Source organism: Arthrobacter sp. TE26545 (assembly GCF_056279005.1).
This window is the reverse complement of record NZ_JBWBQM010000001.1, coordinates 1,139,345-1,158,156: the sequence shown is the minus strand read 5'-3', so window position 1 is coordinate 1,158,156 and position 18,812 is coordinate 1,139,345. Positions and strand designations below refer to the sequence as shown.

Sequence of the window (18,812 nt, the reverse complement as noted above, 5' to 3'; positions counted from 1 at the left end):
CATGGAACAGGACCAGGGCCCGGCCCCCGAAACCCCGCAGACGCCCCTGCTTTCGGTACTGAAGGGAAACCCGACGCCGGAAGAGCTCGCCGCGCTGACCGCCGTCGTCGCTTCGCTCTCGGCCCCCGCTGCCCCGGCGCCGGCCAAAGCGAGCGTCCGCCACTGGGTGCGGCGCCAGCGGCTCGGCCTGAACCCGACTCCGGGTCCGGGCGCCTGGCGGCGCAGCAAGGGCTGAACCCGCCGCGGGGAGTGTTCAGCAACCCTTTCAGAAAGGCGCACCCACCGCTAGGCTCGTCTGGTGACTACTGAAAACACCTCACCGGCACGTTCCCGGACAGCCATCGACGCCGTAGCTGACGCCTACACCGAAACGCTCCTGGCGTTGAACCCGAGCCTGGCCACCACCCTCGGCATTCCGGGTCACGAAAGCGAATACCAGGACTTCTCGCCTGCCGGCACCGCGGCCTTCGCCGCCGCTGCCCGCGACACCCTGGACAAGCTCTCCGGCCTGGAGCCCGCCGACGCGTCCGACGTCATCACCCTCGATGCGATGCGGGAGCGCCTGGGCCTGCAGCTTGAGTTCCACGAATCCGGCTGGGATGCCGCGGAGCTGAACAACATCGCCTCCCCCGCACAGGACATCCGCGCCGTCTTCGACCTGATGCCCACCGCCACGCCGCAGGACTGGGAGCACATCGCCGGCCGCGCCGCCAACGTGCCCGGCGCCATCGAGGGCTACATCGCCTCCCTGCGCTCGGCAAAGGACGCAGGAAAGGTCGCCGCTGCCCGCCAGGTGCGGATCGTCATCGAACAGACCAGCAAGTACGCCGCCGAAGACGGATACTTCGCCAAGCTCGCCGCGGACGCGGCGATCGATGGCAAACCGCTCCCTGCGGAACTGCAGGAAAAGCTCGACGCCGGTGCCGCCGTCGCGCGTTCGGCTTACGCAGGCCTGGCCGCCTTCCTCGAAGCGGAACTGCTGCCGCTCGCCCCCGAAAAGGACGCAGTGGGCCGGGAACGCTACGCGCTGGCCTCCCGGACCTTCCTGGGCGCCACAGTGGACCTCGAGGAGACGTACGCCTGGGGCGTGCAGGAGCTGCAGCGGCTCATCGCCGAGCAGGAGCGGGTGGCCGGGCAGATCAAGCCCGGCGCCAGCATCGAGGAAGCCAAGGAGATCCTGAACAATGATCCCGCCCGGCAGATCAAGGGCACCGATGCCCTCCAGGCGTGGATGCAGGAGCTTTCGGACCGTGCCGTGGCCGAGCTCGCCGACGTCCACTTCGACATCCCGGACGTCATGAAGACCCTTGAGTGCAAAATCGCCCCCACCGACGAGGGCGGCATCTACTACACCGGGCCTGCGGACGATTTCTCGCGCCCGGGCCGCATGTGGTGGTCCGTGCCGGCCGGCGAAGACACCTTCACTACCTGGGCGGAGACGACGACGGTCTTCCACGAAGGCGTGCCGGGCCACCACCTGCAGGTGGCCACCGCCGTCTACCGCCGCGAGCTGCTGAACGACTGGCGCCGCAACATCTGCTGGGTGTCCGGCCATGGCGAGGGCTGGGCCCTGTATGCCGAAAAGCTGATGCTGGAGCTGGGCTACCTGAAGGATCCTGGCGACCACATGGGCATGCTGGATATGCAGCGCATGCGGGCCGCCCGCGTGGTCTTCGACATCGGCGTGCACCTCGAACTCGAGATCCCCGAGGCCTGGGGCAGCGGCACCTGGACGCCGGACAAGGGCTATGACTTCCTGCGTGCCAACCTGCCCATCAGCGAGGGCCAGCTCAAGTTCGAGTTCACCCGCTACCTTGGCTGGCCGGGCCAGGCACCTTCCTACAAGGTGGGCCAGCGGCTCTGGGAGGAGATCCGCGCGGAGCTGGAAAAGCGGCAGGGCTTCGAGCTCAAGGCCTTCCACAGCGACGCCCTGAACGTCGGATCCGTAGGCCTGGACACGCTCCGCCGGGCGCTCCTCGGCTGAGACATATGCCACAGCGGCGCATGGAATAACTTGAAACTTCATTGATTTGGCGGCCGCCGCTGGTATCCCAGTGACGGCCGCCACTTCATGTTCCCCGTCATATTTCTCAACGTGCACTCGCTCTGGTATTCCAACTGCCTCTAGGTTGTTCCGGTGAGCAAAACATCCAACCTTTCGCCCTCCGCCGGAAAGACCGCGACCAGGCTCCCGAAGTGGGCCATGTCCTTCGGCGTGCAGATCATCGCCGCCCTCGTCATCGGTCTGGTCCTCGGCCTCGTCGCCAAGTACACCGGCAGCACCAAGACGGCCCCCAACGGCCTCGGCGCCACCCTGCAGACCATCGGTTCGAGCTACGTCTCGCTGCTGCAGACGGCCGTCGTGCCGCTGATCTTCACCGCCGTCGTCAGCTCGATCGCCAACCTCCGCCAGGTCTCAAACGCGGCGAAGCTCGCCTGGAACACCCTGCTGTGGTTCGCCATCACCTCCTTGATTGCGGTGCTGATCGGCATCGGCCTGGGCGTGCTGTTCCAGCCAGGCTCGGGCACCGGCATCAACAGCCAGGGCGAAGCCCCGGGCAAGGTCGGCAGTTGGTGGGCATTCCTCACGGGCCTGTTTCCGAAGAACTTCCTGGGCCTCGGCGCGAGCACGACCCTTGCCGATGACGCCGCCACCACCGCGGTGAACTTCAATGTGCTGCAGATCCTGGTGATCGCGATCGCCGTCGGCGTAGCCGCCCTCAAGGTGGGCAAGCAGGCCGAGCCTTTCCTGAACTTCAACGCCTCCGCGCTGGCCGTGATCCAGAAGGTCCTCTGGTGGATCATCCGGATCGCCCCCCTGGGCACCATCGGCCTGATCGGCAACGCCGTGGCCATCTACGGCTGGGACACCATCGGGTCCCTCGGCAAGTTCACCGTGGCCATCTATGTGGGACTGGCCCTGGTGCTGTTTGCCGTCTACCCCATACTGGTCCGCAGCCACGGTCTGTCCGTGAAGCAGTACTTCTCCGGCGTGTGGCCGGCCGTGCAGCTGGCCTTCGTCTCCCGGTCCTCGATCGGCACCCTGCCGCTCACGCAGCGTGTCACCGAACGGAACCTCGGCGTGCCAAGCGGTTACGCCTCCTTCGCTGTGCCGCTGGGCGCCACTACCAAGATGGACGGCTGCGCCGCGATCTACCCGGCAGTTGCCGCAATCTTCGTGGCCCAGTTCTTCGGCATCAACCTGGACTTCAGCCAGTACCTGCTCATCGCCCTCGTTTCGGTCCTGGGCTCCGCCGCCACGGCGGGCACCACGGGCGCCGTGGTGATGCTGACCCTGACGCTGTCCACCCTGGGCCTGCCGCTGGCCGGCGTCGGACTTCTCCTCTCGATCGATCCGATCCTGGACATGGGCCGCACCGCGGTCAACGTCGCAGGACAGGCGCTCGTGCCCACGATCGTGGCCAAGCGCCAGGGCATCCTGGACGAGGAACTGTACAACGCACCGCGCACGGGTACCGCGTTTGCCGACGAAGCTCCGGCACAGGACGCTGAGGCACCGGACCAGGCTTCCACGGAGGAACGCGAACTCGCCCGCGCCGCGTCCTAAACACACCGCCCATGGCACCCGCCCTGCTGATGAATCCCCGGGAATTTCCCGGGGATTCATCCGTTTAACCGGGCCTCCCGGTAGGCTCAGCGCATGCTGATTGTGACTTCAAACGAAATTCCAGGCCACCGGATCGACGCCGTGTTCGGTGAGGTCATGGGCCTCACCGTCCGGTCCCGGGACATTGGTTCACAGATGCTTGCGGGATTCCGGTCCCTGGGCGGCGGCGAACTCCCCGAGATGACCAAGGCCCTCTACGAAAGCCGCCAGGAAGTCATGGCCCGCATGGTCCACGAGGCACAGCAGCGCGGGGCCAACGCCATCGTGGCAATGCGCTTCGACACCTCGGAGATGGGCACCAACTGGACCGAGGTGTGCGCCTACGGCACGGCTGTTTTCGCCATCCCGCTCAAGGAAGGCGAACCCGGGGCGACCGGCCAGTCGATCTACCTGAGCAGCACCGCGGACCAGCAGGCGGGACCACAGCCGACCGCGCCGTAACGCCGACCCGGATTATTAACTTGCGCAGAGTGCAAAAATGCACTTAGTGTAAATATGTGCCTCCTACCGATACAGCCAAAGCAGCCTCCCGCCGTGAACTGAACAAGGTCGCCACACGCCGCGCCATCGCCGATGCCGCGCTGGCCCTGCTGCGCAGCGAAGGCGCGGGCAACTTCACCGTGGAAGACATCGCGTCCGAGGCGGGCGTGTCTCGGCGGACCTTCTTCAACTATTTCACCGGCGTCGACGCCGCCTTGGCGTCGCTGGCGGACCGCTTCCTCGACAACGTCCTGGACGAATTCCGCCTCCGCCCCGCGGATGAACCCATTCTGGAATCCGCCCGTGTTGCATTGATGGAGCTGGCGGATCCGATGACGGCGGCTCCCATTGCCGAGCTCTTCAGTCTCACGAACTCCAGCCAGGCGCTGGGACGCTGCGAGCTCGAGGCCTGGGAGCACTGCACCGAACAAATCATCGCCGCAGCCCGGGAGCGACTTGGCGAAGGCGCCGACGAACTCCACCTGCGAGCCATGGCCGGCTCGATCATCGCCTGCGGCAAGGCCGCGATGGGCGTCTGGTTCGAAGAACGCGGCGCCGATCTTTCCCCGGAATCCCTGGCAGTCTTCCGCCAGCACCTCGTCACCGCCGTGGGCCTGCTGGCTTCCGGCTTCAATTCATCCGGCACCACCGCCTGACCGCCACCGCCTGACCACCCAGAACAGATCGGTTCCACTATGGCTACTTTGCTCTACCGTCTTGGCAAGTTCTCCTACCGCCACCGCTGGCTCGTGATCTCCTTGTGGCTGGCCGTCCTGGTGGCCGTTGGCGCCTCCGCCGCAGCCTTCCACGGCACCATGTCCAACAACTTCCAGATCCCGGGCACCGAGACGCAGCGGATGCTGGACAAGCTCAAGAAGGACCTGCCCGAGGCGGCCGGCGGCTCGGCCGGCATTGTCTTCGAGGCCAGCAGCGGCGGTTTCGACCAGGCCGGCAAGGACGCGGTCGCGGTCGCGCTGGACAAGCTGAAGAAGCTTCCCACCGTGCAGTCCACCGTCAACCCCTTCGACACGCAGGCCGAGCTCGACAAGGCGCCCGCCGCCGTCGAGCAGGGCGAAAAGCAGGCGGCCGCCGGAGAGGCCCGGCTTGAGCAGGCCCGGGCGCAGCTGACCGCCGGGGAGGCCCAGCTGAAGGCCGCCGAGCAGCAGATGGCAACTGCCGGACTGCCCGCAGCGGCGATCGACGCGCAGCTTGCGCCGCAGAAGGCCGAGCTCGCCGCGGGGCGGGCGAAGCTCGAAGCCGGCGAAAAGGAGGCCGCCGACGGGGCGGAAAAGCTCGCCCTGGCCAAACGGCAGCTTGAGGCTTCCCAAGGGATGCGCTTCGTCTCCGACGACGGCAAGGCCGCGATCGCCCAGGTCCAGTTCAAGACGTCCATCAATGCCCTGACACCGGCGGAACGCCAGCGGGTCCAGGACATTGTCCACGGTGTTTCGTCCGCCGGCGTGACGGCCCTGGCCAGCAAGGAAATCACCGAGGACGTCTCCCAGATCTTCGGTGTCGCCGAGATCGTCGGCATCGCGGTCGCCGCACTGGCGCTGATCGTGATGCTCGGGACCCTGATCGCCGCCGGCCTTCCCCTGCTCATGGCCGTTGTGGGCGTCGCGGTGGGCGTGGGCGGGACCTTCGCGCTGACCGGTGTCATCGACATGAGCTCCATCTCCCCTATGCTTGCCCTCATGCTCGGCCTGGCCGTGGGCATCGACTACTCCCTCTTCATCGTCAACCGGCACCGCGGCCAGATGCTCGCTGGGATGGACCCGGAGGAATCCGCGGCCCTCGCCACCGGCACCTCCGGCAACGCCGTGCTGTTCGCCGGCCTCACCGTGGTCATCGCCCTGGCCGCCTTGGTGGTCCCCGGCCTGCCCTTCCTTGCCGTGATGGGCCTCTCCGCCGCCGCGACAGTGGCGGTTGCCGTCGTCGTTTCGCTCACCCTGACCCCGGCGGTGCTGTCCCTGATCGGCCGCCGGCTGATCTCCAAGCGGGCGTGGGCGAAAGCCGCGCAACACAACGCGGAACCGGGCCACGAGGCCGCGGACCGGGCCGCGGACACGCGCAAGAGCAACCGCGGCTGGGGCGCCCTGGTGACCCGACACCCGCTGTGGTCCCTCCTCGCCGGCGTCGTGCTGCTCGGTGTCCTGGCGCTGCCGGCCTCACAGCTGCGGCTGGCACTGCCCGACGGCGGCTCCGAACCTGTCGACTCACAGGCCTTCAAGGCCTACGACCTCACCCGCAAGAGCTTCGGCGAGGGCGTCACCGGACCGATCGTGGTGGTGGGCGAACTCCCCGCCGGGCTCAGCGACAGCGAAGCGGTCAACAAGCAGCTGGACGTCGCCGGGGACCTGCGGAGCGTGGACAAAGTGGTCGCCGCCGTGCCGGTCGCCCTGAGCCCGGCCACGGGAAGCGACGGCCACCGCACCGCGGTGTTCCAGGTGATCCCGCAGGACGGCCCTGCCAGCGAAAGCACCGTCCAGGTGGTCTCCGAACTCCGGGCCAAGGGCAGCGACATCGCCGCCGCAACCGGCGTCACCATCGGCCTGACGGGCCAGACGGCCGGAAACGTGGACGTCTCCGAAAAACTCGGCGCCGCGCTGCCGCCCTACTTGGCGATCGTCGTCGGGCTATCAGTGATCCTGCTGCTATTGGTGTTCCGTTCGGTCGTGGTCCCGCTGCTGGCCACTGGCGGCTTCCTGCTCTCGCTCGCCGCGGCGTTCGGCGCCGTGGTGGCCGTCTACCAGTGGGGCTGGCTGGGTGGCGTGTTCGACGTCGCCAACCCCGGCGCGGTACTGAGCTTCCTGCCGATCATCCTGATCGGTGTGCTGTTCGGCCTGGCGATGGACTACCAGGTCTTCATCACCTCCGGCATGCGGGAATCGTTCATGCACGGCGAGAGCGCCAAGCCTGCCGTGCGCAGTGGCTTCAGCCACGCCGCCGCCGTGGTCACGGCCGCCGCGATCATCATGGTGAGCGTGTTCGCCGGCTTCATCTTCTCCCACCTGACCATGGTCCGGCCGCTCGGTTTCGCGATGGCGTTCGGCGTGCTGGTGGACGCGTTCGTGGTCCGCATGACGATCCTGCCCGCAGCCATGTACCTGCTGGGCGAGAAGGCCTGGTGGCTGCCGCGCTGGCTGGACCGGATCCTGCCGGACGTCGACGTCGAAGGCGCCTCCCTTGAGAGGACGGGCGTCCGGGAAAGCTCGGCAGCCGCGGACACCGGCGACGCGAGGGAACTGGTGCCCTGAGCAGCCCTCGACGCGAACTGCCCTCGACGCGCTGCCGGATCAGGAGGAGGATTAAAGGGCAGTCACCAGAAGGAGGTCTGTGATGTGCTACGGCTACAGCAAGGATTTCCGTTGGGACACCAAGAAAGATGCCTCACGGGAGACCGAGGAGCACAAGGAACCACATGTTGACGCGAAGGGCACGTTCTGGGCCTTCCCGCGCCGGCGCCGCGATTTCTCCACCCCGCGGGAACCGGTCATCGACCGCACGCGCGAGAGGGTTTAGCCCCTGGAATGGAAGGAACGTCCGGTCCGGACGTTCCTTCCATTTGCTTTCCGCCAGCGCATACCGGCAGCGGATACCCTTGAACGCGTGACCCGACTTATCCTGGCCTCCCAGTCCCCCGCCCGCACCAAGCTCCTCACGGAAGCCGGCATCCGGCACGAGGTCCTCGTATCCGACGTCGACGAGGACGCCGTCCAGGCGCGCTACGGGGTCACCGACCCGCACGATACCGCCCTGCTGCTGGCGCGCGCCAAGGCCGAGGCCGTCGCGGCACTGCCCGAGGCCGAAGGCGCCCTGGTGATCGGCTGCGATTCGGTGTTCGAGTTCGACGGGGAGGCGCACGGCAAGCCGTACACCGCCGAGGTCGCCAAGGAACGCATGCTGCGCATGAGCGGCTCCTCGGGCGTGCTGCACACCGGGCACTGGCTGGTGGACTGCCGCGAAACAGCCGCCGACGTCGAAGACGGCGAAAGCGCCGACGGAACGGGGGCGACCCTCGGCGCCCGTTTCCAGCGCCGAAGTGCATTTCACCCCGATGAGCGAGGCGGAGGTGGACGCCTACATCGCCACGGGCGAGCCGCTGCATTGCGCCGGCTCCTTCACCATCGACGGACTGGGCGGGGCGTTCATCCGCAAGGTCGACGGCGACCCGCATGCCGTCGTCGGGCTGTCCGTCTCCACCCTGCGCGAACTGCTCGGCCAGGCCCAGGTGGGCATCACCGAGCTGTGGGCAAGCGACGGAGACTCCCCCGGTTTGTAGCAACCCTACAAACAGGAGGCGCCGCACGCACGGATTCCCCCATCAATATGGGCGGAACCCTCACAATCACGCTAGTCTCCTTTGAGGACAGAAGGAGTCAAGTTGACAGCACAGCCGGCGCAGCCCGTTTCCAGCTCGATCACCAAGGTACTGGTGGCCAACCGCGGTGAGATCGCGGTCCGCATTATCCGTGCAGCCCGGGACGAAGGCCTCGCCTCCGTTGCTGTCTACGCCGACCCCGACCGGGATGCCCTGCACGTCCGGCTGGCAGACGAGGCCTACGCCCTGGGCGGCAACACTGCCGCCGAGTCGTACCTCGTCATTGACAAGCTGATCGACGTCGCCAAGCAGTCCGGCGCCGACGCCATCCATCCCGGCTACGGCTTCCTGGCCGAGAACGCCGAATTTGCAGCGCGCGTGATCGAGGAGGGCCTCACCTGGATCGGCCCCTCCCCCGAGGCGATCGACGCCCTTGGCGACAAGGCGAAGGCCAAGCACATCGCCCTGGCCGCGGGCGCCCCCCTGGCCCCCGGCCTCAAGGACCCCGTCAAGGACGCCGACGAGATCGTCGCCTTCGCCCAGGAATACGGCCTCCCGGTGGCCATCAAGGCCGTCTACGGTGGCGGTGGCCGCGGGCTCAAGGTCGCCCGCACGCTGGAAGAGATCCCCGAGCTCTACGAATCAGCGGTCCGCGAGGCATTGGCCGCCTTCGGACGCGGCGAGTGCCTGGTGGAGAAGTTCCTGGACTCCCCGCGGCACGTCGAAACCCAGTGCCTGGCAGACGCACACGGCAATGTCGTGGTCGTCTCCACCCGTGACTGTTCCCTGCAGCGCCGCAACCAGAAGCTCGTGGAAGAAGCCCCGGCACCGTTCCTCTCCGAGGAGCAGAACCGCCGCCTGTACGAATCTTCGAAGGCCATCCTGAAGGAGGCCGGCTACCTCGGCGCGGGCACCTGCGAGTTCCTGGTGGGCCAGGACGGCACCATCAGCTTCCTCGAAGTCAACACCCGCCTGCAGGTGGAGCACTGTGTATCCGAGGAAGTCACCGGGATCGACCTGGTCCGCGAGCAGTTCCGCCTGGCCCGTGGCGAAGAGCTCGGCTACGGCGACCCGGAAGTCCGCGGCCACTCCTTCGAGTTCCGCATCAACGGCGAGGACGCGGGCCGTAACTTCATGCCCGCCCCCGGCACGGTGGAAACCCTCACCTTCCCCACCGGCCCCGGCGTCCGCGTGGACTCCGGCATCCAGGCCGGCGAGGTGATCAGCGGCAACTTCGACTCCATGCTGGCCAAGCTGATCGTCACCGGTTCCAGCCGGAAGCAGGCCCTTGAGCGCTCCCGCCGTGCCCTGGCCGAGCTTGAGATTACGGGCATGCCCACCGTTACGCCCTTCCATAGTGCAGTGGTCTCCGACCCCGCCTTCGCTCCCGAGGAGGGCCCGTTCTCGGTCCACACCCGCTGGATCGAAACCGAGTTCGTCAACGACATCCCCGCTTGGTCCGGTGCGGGTGCCTCCGCTGAAGCCCCCGACGCCGGTGAGCGCCAGCGCTTCGTCGTCGAGGTGGGCGGCAAGCGCCTTGAGGTCGCCCTCCCGGCAGGGCTCGGGGCCGTGTCCGTGAACGGCGCCTCAGCGAAGGCGGGCAAGTCCAAGAAGCGTGCCCGCGGCGCAGGAGCGTCCGCGGCGGCCACCGGCGGAAACGCGCTGACCTCCCCGATGCAGGGAACCATCGTCAAGGTGGCCGTGGCCGACGGCGACGTAGTGGCCGAAGGCGACCTGATCGTGGTGCTCGAAGCCATGAAGATGGAGCAGCCGCTCACCGCCCACCGCGCCGGCACCATCCACGGCCTGGTTTCCATGGCCGGCGAGACCGTGTCCGCCGGAGCGGTCATCGCCACAATCGAAGACTAGTTCGCGAGGGCCCGATCTCAGCGAAGCGAAGGTTGGGGCGAAGCGAAGATTGGGAGCGAACTAGTCGCTAGTTCGCGATGGCTTAGCGAGGGCACCCTCCGGGGCTAGCATCGTGCCATGAGGGCGCTGTACAACTCCTGGTACCGTTTCGGCACGCCGCCGTGGGTCGGCGAAGCCCGGCAGGACCTGGTTGCCCTCGTGAACGACGGGACCCTGGCCCCCTGCCGGGCCATCGACCTCGGCTGCGGCGAAGGGGACAACGCGGTGTTCCTGGCGCGTCGCGGCTTCGATGTGACCGCCGTGGACTTCGCGCCGGCGGCGATCGGCAAGGCACGGGCGAAGGCCCGTGCCGCCGGCGTGGACGTCCGGTTCCTTGTTGACGACCTCACCGATCTGCGGCACGTCAGCGGCCCCTTTGGGCTGCTGGTGGACTACGGAACATTCGACGACCTGTCCGAAGCACAGCGCCGGCTCTACCTGCGCAACGTCGTTCCCCTGGCAGCGCCCGGGGCAAAGTTCCTGCTTTGGACCTTCGAATGGGAGCTGACGAGGTGGGAAAAGGCAGCCGCGAAGCTCCTGCCGTTCGGCGGTATCGCCCTGGAACCGGGGTATGTTGAGGCCACGTTTTCACGGGACTTCGCCATTGAGCGGGTGGCCGGCGAATCCGGCCTCAAGGGCTGGCCCCGGGGCTGGGCCGCCTACCTGATGACGCGCCGCGCCTGAGCCGCGAACCTCCACGACGCAAAACGGCCCCGCACCACGATGGTGCGGGGCCGTTCGTCGTTGGAAGACCTGTCAGGCGATGTTGTCTTCGAACTCGCGGTCCTTGGTCTCCTTGGTCATCGCCAAGGCAATCAGTGTGCCGACTGCGGCGATGGCCAAGTAGATGCCGACCCACACTGTGCTGCCCTTGCCCGCCTGCCACAAGGCGATGGCCACGAAGGAGGCGGGAGCCGCGCCGATCACCGAAGACAGGTTGTAGGCCACGGCCGAACCGGTGTAGCGCACGTTCGCGGGGAACAGCTCGGGCAAGATGGCTGCCATGGGGCCGAAGGTCAGGCCCATGAGGGTGAATCCGACAATGAGGCCCACCAGCGCCGCACCCTTGCCCGGGCCGAACATCAGGCCCCAGGTCAGGCCGAAGGCCAGGATGCCCAGGGTAACCCAGATAAGGAACTTGCGGCGGCCGTACTTCTCGGCCAAGGGTCCGGAGACCACGGTGAAGATTCCGAAGAACACGACGCCCAGGATCAGCATCCAAAGGAACTCGCTGCGTTCGATGCCCAGGCCCGGCACGAAGGCGGCTTCGTTGAAGGTCTTCCCGGCCTTCACGGCGGCGGCGCGGGCTACTTCGGCGCTGGCCGGGGCGGTGCCGTAGGTGAGGGTGAAGCTGGTGGTCAGGTAGAAGAGCACATAGGTGGCGAGCATGATGAAGGTGCCGGCGATGACCGCGCGCCAGTGGTACTTGAACGTGGCAGCCAACGGAACCTTGGCTACCTGCTCCGATTCGATGACCTTCTGGAACGAGGTGCTCTCGACGAGCTTGAGGCGTACGTACAGGCCGATTGCCACCATCACGATGCTGGCAAGGAACGGGATGCGCCAGCCGAAGTCCATGAACTGCTTGTCGTCCAGGTAGAGGTCAAGGACAACGAAAAGCACGTTGGCGAGGATGAAGCCGATCGGCGCGCCCAGCTGCGGGAAGGTGCCCCAGACAGCCCTCTTGCCTTCGGGGGCATTTTCAGTGGCCAGCAGCGCGGCACCGGACCATTCACCGCCGAGCGCAAGGCCCTGGCAGAAGCGCAGCACCACGAGCAGGAGCGGGGCGAGCACAACCCAGCCCGCCGTCGTCGCCGGCGGAAGCAGCCCGATGAGGAAGGTGGCCAGGCCCATGGTGAGCAAGGACGCCACCAGGGTGCCCTTGCGTCCTAGGCGGTCGCCGAAGTGGCCGAACAGGATCGAGCCCACCGGGCGGGCGATGAACGCGACGCCGAAAATGGCGAAGGAGCTCAGGATGGCGTTGATGTCCGTGGCGTTGGGGAAGAACAGCTTGGGGAACACGAGGACCGACGCGGTGGCGTAGGCGTAGAAGTCGAAGAACTCGATCGTGGTGCCAATGAGGCTGGAGAAGATGACCCGGCCCCTGGTATTGGCCGGGGCCGACTCGCTTTCCTTGGGTTCAGCTATGGAAGACATTCACCGTTGCTTTCGTTCGCACCGGTCCGGCGCCTGCGGCCTGCCCGGCAAGTTTTATTGAGACTTCAATAATAGTTCCCGGTATCCAATAGATGGACATTTAGTCCATGATGCGGACGCCCGGAAGGGTCTCACACTCTGGTCATGGCCACACTAGCCCTCACGGTTTCTCACGCGGCTCCGACACCCTCGGATAGGCAAATGTCACAGCACGTTTACACACCGCGCCGGTCGCCGAAACGAGCCCTCCCTACCTTGGAAGTACCCAGTCCCCCCAAGGAGGCATCCCGTGACAGTAGAACAAAGCGCACAGACCCAAGGCAACGAGGCCACCAAACTTGCAGTACCCGTCCTTGAACATCGCCCCGGCCGCTGGATCGCCAACTGGGATGCCGAGAACAAGGGACAGTGGGAGGCCGAAGGCCGTTCCATCGCCAAGCGCAACTTGTACTGGTCCATCTTCGCCGAGTTCCTCGGCTTCGTGGTCTGGCAGCTCTGGTCCATCGTGGTGGTCCAGCTCCCCGGCGCAGGATTCAAGCTCAGCACCTCGGAGATCTTCTGGCTCATCTCGATGCCGAGCCTGGTCGGCGCGACCCTGCGCATCCCGTACACCTTCATGGTTCCGAGGTTCGGCGGCCGCAACTGGACCATCATCTCGGCTCTGCTCCTGCTGATCCCCTCCATCGGCCTGGCGATGTGCGTTTCCAACCCGCACACGCCGTTCGGTGTGATGCTGCTGGTTGCCGCGCTCGCCGGCTTCGGTGGCGGTAACTTCGCCAGCTCCATGGCTAACATCACCTTCTTCTACCCGGCCCGCGAAAAGGGCTGGGCGCTGGGCCTGAACGCCGCCGGCGGAAACATGGGTGCCGCCGTCGCGCAGCTTGTGGTCCCGATCGCAGTGACGCTGCTCGCCGCTGGTACCGCGAACCTGCCGGTCGCCGGCCTGATCTGGGTGCCGTTCATCCTGCTGGCCGCTTTCGGTGCCTGGAAGTACATGAACAACCTCACCAGCGCCAAGGGTGATGTGGCCGGTTCCATCGCCGCCCTCAAGGAACCGCACCTGTGGATCATGGCCTTCCTGTACATCGGCACCTTCGGTTCGTTCATCGGCTTTGCCGGTGTCTTCCCGAAGCTCATCAAGGACTACTTCCCGGACTTCTCCGCCATCCACCTCGGTGCCGTTGCCCTCTCCCTGGCCTTCCTCGGCCCACTGGTCGGATCCCTGGCACGTCCCTACGGTGGACGCATGGCTGACCGCCGTGGCGGTGCCCGGATGACCGTTGCCTCCTTCACTGCCATGGCCGTCATCACCCTGACCATGATCTGGACGCTGCCGCTGAAGAACTTCTGGCTCTTCCTGGTGCTGTTCCTGTTCCTCTTCGTTGCCAGCGGCTTCGGAAACGGCGCAACCTACCGCATGATCCCGGTCATCTTCGCCACCTCCAGCCGCGCAGCCCGCAACGGCGCCTCACCGGCGGCCACCCAGCGCCTCGCGTCCTCCTCCCTCGGCCTGATCTCCGCGATCGGCGCCTACGGCGGCTTCGTGATCCCGCAGGTGCTGAATGCTTCGAACACCGCCTCCGGTTCCTACACCCCGGCCTTCTACGGCTTCGTCGCGGCCTACGTGGTCATGCTCGCCGTCTGCTGGAGCTTCTACCTCCGCAAGGCAAAGAACACCTCGATCGGACACATCTAACATGCCCTCCGGTACCGCCACCCACTGCCCGTACTGCGCTCTCCAGTGCGCCATGACCCTGTCCCCGGCCGCCGTGCCGGGGGCGGGGTCCCCGGCCGCGGGCGTTCCGACGCCGGACAGCGCTGGCGCAGCCGCCACTCCCCTGCTTGAGGTGGCCGGCCGCGAGTTCCCCACCAACCGGGGCGGGCTGTGCCGCAAAGGCTGGACCTCTGCGTCACTTCTGGGTCATGCGGGCCGGATCACCGAGCCGCTGCTCAAAGGCTCCGACGGCGTTCACCGGCCGGTCAGCTGGGACCAGGCCCTGATGCTCGTCACCGCCGCGGTCAAGGACAGCTGGGCACGCCACGGGCACGACTCCGTGGGCGTGTTCGGCAGCGGCGGCCTCACCAACGAGAAGGCTTATCAACTGGGGAAGTTCGCCCGCCTGGCGCTGCGCACTTCCCGCATCGACTACAACGGCCGGTTCTGCATGTCCTCTGCCGCCGCGGCCGGAAACCGGGCCTTCGGCGTCGACCGCGGCCTTCCCTTCCCCGTGGAAGACCTCGACTCCGCCTCCGTGATCCTGCTGCTGGGTTCGAACGTGGCCGAAACGATGCCGCCGTTCGTCCAGCACCTGCAAGGTGCACGGGACGCCGGCGGGCTGATCGTGGTGGACCCGCGCCGCTCCGCCACTGCGGCGTTCACCGGCAACGGCGGCGGGATCCACCTGCAGCCCCTCCCCGGCACGGACCTGGCGCTCATCCTGGGCATCTCCCACGTGGTAGTCCACGAGGGGCTCGCCGACGCCGCGTTCCTCGAGGAACGCACCAACGGCCACAAGGCCGTGCTGCGCAGCCTCACCGCGTTCTGGCCCGAGCGCGTGCAGTCCATCACCGGCGTCCCGGCGACCCTGATCCGCGAAACTGCGCGCCGGCTGGCCAGGAGCGCCCGCCTCGCCAAGGACGAGGGCCGCGGTGGCTGCTACATCCTCAGCGGCCGCGGCGTCGAACAGCACGTGGACGGCACCGACACCGCCACCGCCGCGATCAACCTCAGCCTCCTGCTGGGCCTGCCCGGCGCCGCACGCAGCGGCTACGGTACCCTCACCGGGCAGGGCAACGGCCAGGGCGGCCGCGAGCACGGCCAGAAGGCCGACCAGCTTCCGGGCTACCGGAAGATCACCGACCCCGCGGCCCGCGCCCACATGGCGAAGGTCTGGGGCGTGGACGAGGCCCTGATACCCGGCGCCGGGCTGCCCGCCGTCGCATTCCTGAAGTCCCTGGGCCAGCCCGACGGCGTCCGCTGCCTTTTCGTGCACGGCGCCAATGTGGCGGTGTCCGCCCCGGACGCCGGTGCCGTGATCGAGGGACTGCGCAGCCTGGACTTCCTGGTGGTCTGCGACTTCTTCATGTCCGAGACCGCCGCCGAAGCGGACCTGGTGCTTCCCGTGGCCCAGTGGGCCGAAGAGGAAGGCACCATGACCAACCTCGAAGGCCGGGTCATCCGGCGCCGCCGGGCCCTGACCCCGCCCCCGGGTGTCCGGACCGAGCTGTGGCTGATGTCGCGGCTCGCCGAACTGCTCGATGCCCCCTCCACCTTCAGCGACGACCCCCGCACTGTTTTCGAGGAGCTGCGCCTTGCCTCCGCCGGCGGGCTGGCGGACTACTCGGGCATCGACTACGACATGCTGGACGCCGGCGAGGCCGCCTACTGGCCCTACCCCGTTGGCAGCACGGGCACCCCGCGGCTCTTCGCAGACGGGTTCGCGCACGCCGACGGCCGCGCCGCCATGGTCGCCGTCACCCCCTCCAAGCGCGCCCAGCGCAACTTCGCAAGCGCCTCCGAGCCGGACTCCCTCGCCCTGGCCACCGGTCGCCTGCTGGAGCACTACCAGTCCGGGGCACAGACCCGCCGGGTGGCCGAACTCTCGGCCTCCCAGCCGGAAGCACGCCTTCAGCTGCACCCGGAGACGGCGGCCCGCCGGGGCATCGTGGACGGCGGGCTGGTGACCGTCAGCAACGAACGCGGCGAAGTCCGGGTCCGGGCCGAGGTGAGCACCGCGATCCGGCCTGACACCGTGTTCCTGCCCTTCCATTTCCCCGAAGCAGGCAGCGCCAACCGCCTCACCGAGGCGGCCACCGATCCCATCTCGGGCATGCCGGAATTCAAGACCAGCCGGGTGTGGGTGAAGGCCGTAACGGCAGAACCCGCCCTGGCCGCAGCAGCTTTGTCATCGCACCGCAGTCTGTCACTGCACCGCAAGGAGGAATCATGAGCGAGCGCATCGTCGTCGTCGGTTTCGGGCCCGTAGCAGCCCGCCTGGTGGAGGGTCTCCTCCCGGCGGTGCGCCGCGGCAGCGTAAGCCTGATGGTCCTCGGCCAGGAGGCCGAAGCGGCGTACAACCGTGTGATGGTTGCCGAGTTCGGCGTCGGCCGCAGCACCGCGGAAGCCCTCGCCATGGCCGATGCCGCCGAGCTCATTGCCGAAGGCGTGGACGTCCGTCTCGGCGTCACCGTCAAGCGGGTGGACCGCGCCCGGCAGCGGCTGGTGCTCTCCGACGGCAGCACCGAAGGGTACGAACGCCTCGTCTTCGCCACCGGCGCGCGCCCGGTGATCCCCAACCTCACCGGCATCAACCCCGACCCCGCGCACCCCGTGCTGCCTGCCGGGGTCACCGCCCTGCGCGACTTGCGCGACGCCGAAATGCTGCGCCGGGCGGTGGCCTCCGGGCAGCGCGTGGTGGTGCTTGGCGGCGGCGTCCTCGGCCTGGAAACCGCCCTGGCCGCGGCCGAGGAAGGCGCCCGTACCACCGTGGTGCACAGCGGACCGCACCCCATGGGACGGAACATCGACCGCGGCGGCGGCGCAGTGCTGAACGCCGCACTGCGCTCGGCGGGCGTCTCCGTGGTCAGCAATGCGGTTTCCACCGCCGTCGAGCACAACGGCCCGGACGGCACCTTTTCCGCATTGCTGCTCGACGACGGCTCCCGCGTTGAGGGCGACCTCCTCCTGCTTTCCTGCGGCGTGCGCCCCCGGATCGAACTGGCCGAGGGTTGCGGCCTTCCCGTTGCCGCCGGCATCCTCGTCGACCACCGGCTGCGCACCCACCACGAACCGCACATGTTCGCCATCGGTGACTGCGCCGAAGTGCGCTGCGCGGACAAGTCCTGCCCCGACTGCAAAGGTGCCACGGCGCCGTCGGGCCTGGTCGGTCCGGGCTGGCGGCAGGCCGAATGGCTCGCCGCCTACCTGGAAACCCTCGCCGAGGACGGCCAACAGGCCGCGGACGGCCTGCCGTCGCTGGCGAAGGAACAGACCGGCGTCGTGGTCCTGAAGGCGCGTGGCATCAACCTGGCCGTCGCGGGCGACAACTCTGCCGAGCCGTGGGACGAGCTGCTGTGCCCCTCGCCGGACGGGCTGCCGCACCGCGAAGTAGCGCAGTGGGCGGATCCCGGCCACGGCCGCTACGTCAAGATGACCACCCGCGGCGGGGTGCTGCAGGGCCTGGTGTCCGTGGGAATGCCCCGCACCGCCGCCGAACTGGTGGTCCTGTTCGAACGTGGCTCCGAGCTTCCGGCGGACCGTTCGCTGCTGCTGCGCCTGGACGGGACGGACCAGCCCGCTGGCGCCAACAACGATCCCGCACGCACGGTCTGCCGTTGCGCGGGCGTCAGCGGCGCCGCGATCGAGGAGTCCGTGGCGTCCGGTTGCACCTCGGTCCCGGAGGTATCCAAGGCAACCCGGGCAGGCACCGGCTGCGGCGGCTGCCACGACGACATCAAGGCGGTCATCGAAAAACATTTCCAAGGGGCCGTAGCGGCGTAGGGCCCCTTTCCTTGCAGCCGTCCGGCGGAGTCAGCGGGCTACGATGGGCAGGTGTCCAAGCTTTCCCCGCGCGTCCAAGAGACTGCGCCAGGTGTCTACTTCGTCGAAGGACCGGCTTCGAACTGGATCGTGGTCCGTGACCACAGCGGTTTCATGCTGATCGACAGCGGCTATCCTGCCGACCGCGAGCTGGTGCTTGGCTCCATCCGCGAACTGGGCTTGGAACCGCCAGAGGCAAAGGCAGTGCTCATTACGCACGGACATGTCGACCACACAGGCTCGGCTGCCTACTTCTCCGAGGCCTTCGGTACTCCCGTCCTGTGTTCCCCGGAGGAACTGGCGCATGTCCAGGGCCGGGAAAAACATCAGGTCACGTTCGGCCAGGTGCTGGTACGCGCGTGGCGTCCCAGGGTGTTCCGCTGGATGCTCCACGTCATCAAGGCGAAGGCCCTCCAGGCGCAGCCCGCCACCCGGGCCGAGGCCTGGGACGCCCACAGGCTCCGGAACCTGCCTGGCGCTCCCGAGGCGGTCCTCCTCCCGGGCCACACGCCAGGCAACGCTGCGATCCTGCTCCCCGCGTCAGGGGCCATCGCCGTAGGTGACTCGTTTGTCACCGGCCATCCGATCAGCCGAACCGCCGGGCCCCAGATGCTGCACCGGATGTACCACTCAGACACTGCTGCTGCTTTGGCCGCGACAACTCGTCTCGACAGTGTTCGCGCCTCGGTGATCCTGCCGGGCCACGGCCCCGCTCTGCACATGCCGCTGGCGGAGGCCCTGGCGGAACTGCGCAGCCAATGAGGCTGCGCAGCCAGCCG

At 67.7% G+C, this 18,812-nt stretch carries 14 protein-coding genes and 1 pseudogene; 14 read left to right on the top strand and 1 reads right to left on the bottom strand.

The genetic code is table 11. From position 1 onward, the window contains the following. Nucleotide 1 precedes the first annotated feature (1 nt). The 10 genes and pseudogenes from ACZ9CK_RS05110 (at nt 2) to ACZ9CK_RS05065 (ending at nt 11,021) form a co-directional block, all read left to right on the top strand. A complete protein-coding gene (locus ACZ9CK_RS05110; RefSeq protein WP_476050858.1) occupies nt 2-235 on the top strand; it encodes an acyl-CoA carboxylase subunit epsilon in 234 nt (77 codons plus the stop codon). Nucleotides 236-298: 63 nt separating this feature from the next. Further along, the gene (locus ACZ9CK_RS05105; protein ID WP_426302662.1) at nt 299-1,984 is read left to right on the top strand and encodes a DUF885 domain-containing protein; all 1,686 of its coding nucleotides are present in this window, start codon (nt 299-301) and stop codon (nt 1,982-1,984) included. Between the two features lie 219 nt (nt 1,985-2,203). Further along, nucleotides 2,204-3,568: a dicarboxylate/amino acid:cation symporter gene (locus ACZ9CK_RS05100; RefSeq protein WP_476050857.1), complete on the top strand. Its 1,365-nt coding sequence runs from the start codon at nt 2,204-2,206 to the stop codon at nt 3,566-3,568. A 93-nt stretch (nt 3,569-3,661) separates the two neighbouring features. Beyond that, on the top strand, nt 3,662-4,069 hold the full coding sequence (locus ACZ9CK_RS05095) for a YbjQ family protein (RefSeq protein ID WP_426302661.1): 408 nt from the start codon (nt 3,662-3,664) through the stop codon (nt 4,067-4,069). Between the two features lie 56 nt (nt 4,070-4,125). Further along, a complete protein-coding gene (locus ACZ9CK_RS05090) occupies nt 4,126-4,764 on the top strand; it encodes a TetR/AcrR family transcriptional regulator (protein ID WP_476049421.1) in 639 nt (212 codons plus the stop codon). A gap of 39 nt (nt 4,765-4,803) precedes the next feature. Then, entirely contained in the window at nt 4,804-7,365 is a 2,562-nt protein-coding gene (locus ACZ9CK_RS05085; protein WP_476049420.1) for an MMPL family transporter, read from the top strand. Between the two features lie 82 nt (nt 7,366-7,447). Further along, complete coding sequence (locus ACZ9CK_RS05080) at nt 7,448-7,630, top strand: hypothetical protein (RefSeq protein ID WP_426302658.1); 183 nt, start codon at nt 7,448-7,450, stop codon at nt 7,628-7,630. A gap of 87 nt (nt 7,631-7,717) precedes the next feature. Beyond that, nucleotides 7,718-8,390, top strand: a pseudogene (locus tag ACZ9CK_RS05075) (Maf family protein). Between the two features lie 102 nt (nt 8,391-8,492). Next, entirely contained in the window at nt 8,493-10,298 is a 1,806-nt protein-coding gene (locus tag ACZ9CK_RS05070) for an acetyl/propionyl/methylcrotonyl-CoA carboxylase subunit alpha (RefSeq protein WP_426302656.1), read from the top strand. A 117-nt stretch (nt 10,299-10,415) separates the two neighbouring features. Beyond that, a complete protein-coding gene (locus ACZ9CK_RS05065) occupies nt 10,416-11,021 on the top strand; it encodes a class I SAM-dependent methyltransferase (RefSeq protein WP_476049419.1) in 606 nt (201 codons plus the stop codon). Nucleotides 11,022-11,093: 72 nt separating this feature from the next. Here the strand turns inward: ACZ9CK_RS05065 and ACZ9CK_RS05060 are convergent, their stop codons facing one another. Then, nucleotides 11,094-12,494 carry an MFS transporter gene (locus ACZ9CK_RS05060; protein WP_476049418.1) on the bottom strand — a complete coding sequence of 467 codons (1,401 nt, stop codon included), beginning with the start codon at nt 12,492-12,494 and terminating at the stop codon, nt 11,094-11,096. Nucleotides 12,495-12,783: 289 nt separating this feature from the next. On the opposite strand from ACZ9CK_RS05060, the gene ACZ9CK_RS05055 reads away from it, so the two are divergent. The 4 genes from ACZ9CK_RS05055 to ACZ9CK_RS05040 are packed head-to-tail and all read left to right on the top strand — an operon-like array spanning nt 12,784 to nt 18,795. Then, nucleotides 12,784-14,190 (top strand): MFS transporter, encoded by a 1,407-nt coding sequence (locus ACZ9CK_RS05055; RefSeq protein WP_476049417.1) that lies wholly within the window; start codon nt 12,784-12,786, stop codon nt 14,188-14,190. Nucleotide 14,191: 1 nt separating this feature from the next. Next, a complete protein-coding gene (locus ACZ9CK_RS05050) occupies nt 14,192-16,444 on the top strand; it encodes a molybdopterin oxidoreductase family protein (RefSeq protein ID WP_476049416.1) in 2,253 nt (750 codons plus the stop codon). Continuing rightward, a complete protein-coding gene (locus ACZ9CK_RS05045; protein WP_426302651.1) occupies nt 16,441-17,994 on the top strand; it encodes an FAD-dependent oxidoreductase in 1,554 nt (517 codons plus the stop codon). Before ACZ9CK_RS05050 ends, ACZ9CK_RS05045 begins: the two co-directional genes overlap by 4 nt. Nucleotides 17,995-18,045: 51 nt before the next feature. Then, nucleotides 18,046-18,795, top strand: a complete 750-nt coding sequence (locus ACZ9CK_RS05040; RefSeq protein ID WP_426302650.1) for an MBL fold metallo-hydrolase — start codon at nt 18,046-18,048, stop codon at nt 18,793-18,795. The last annotated feature ends 17 nt before the right edge of the window (nt 18,796-18,812 follow it).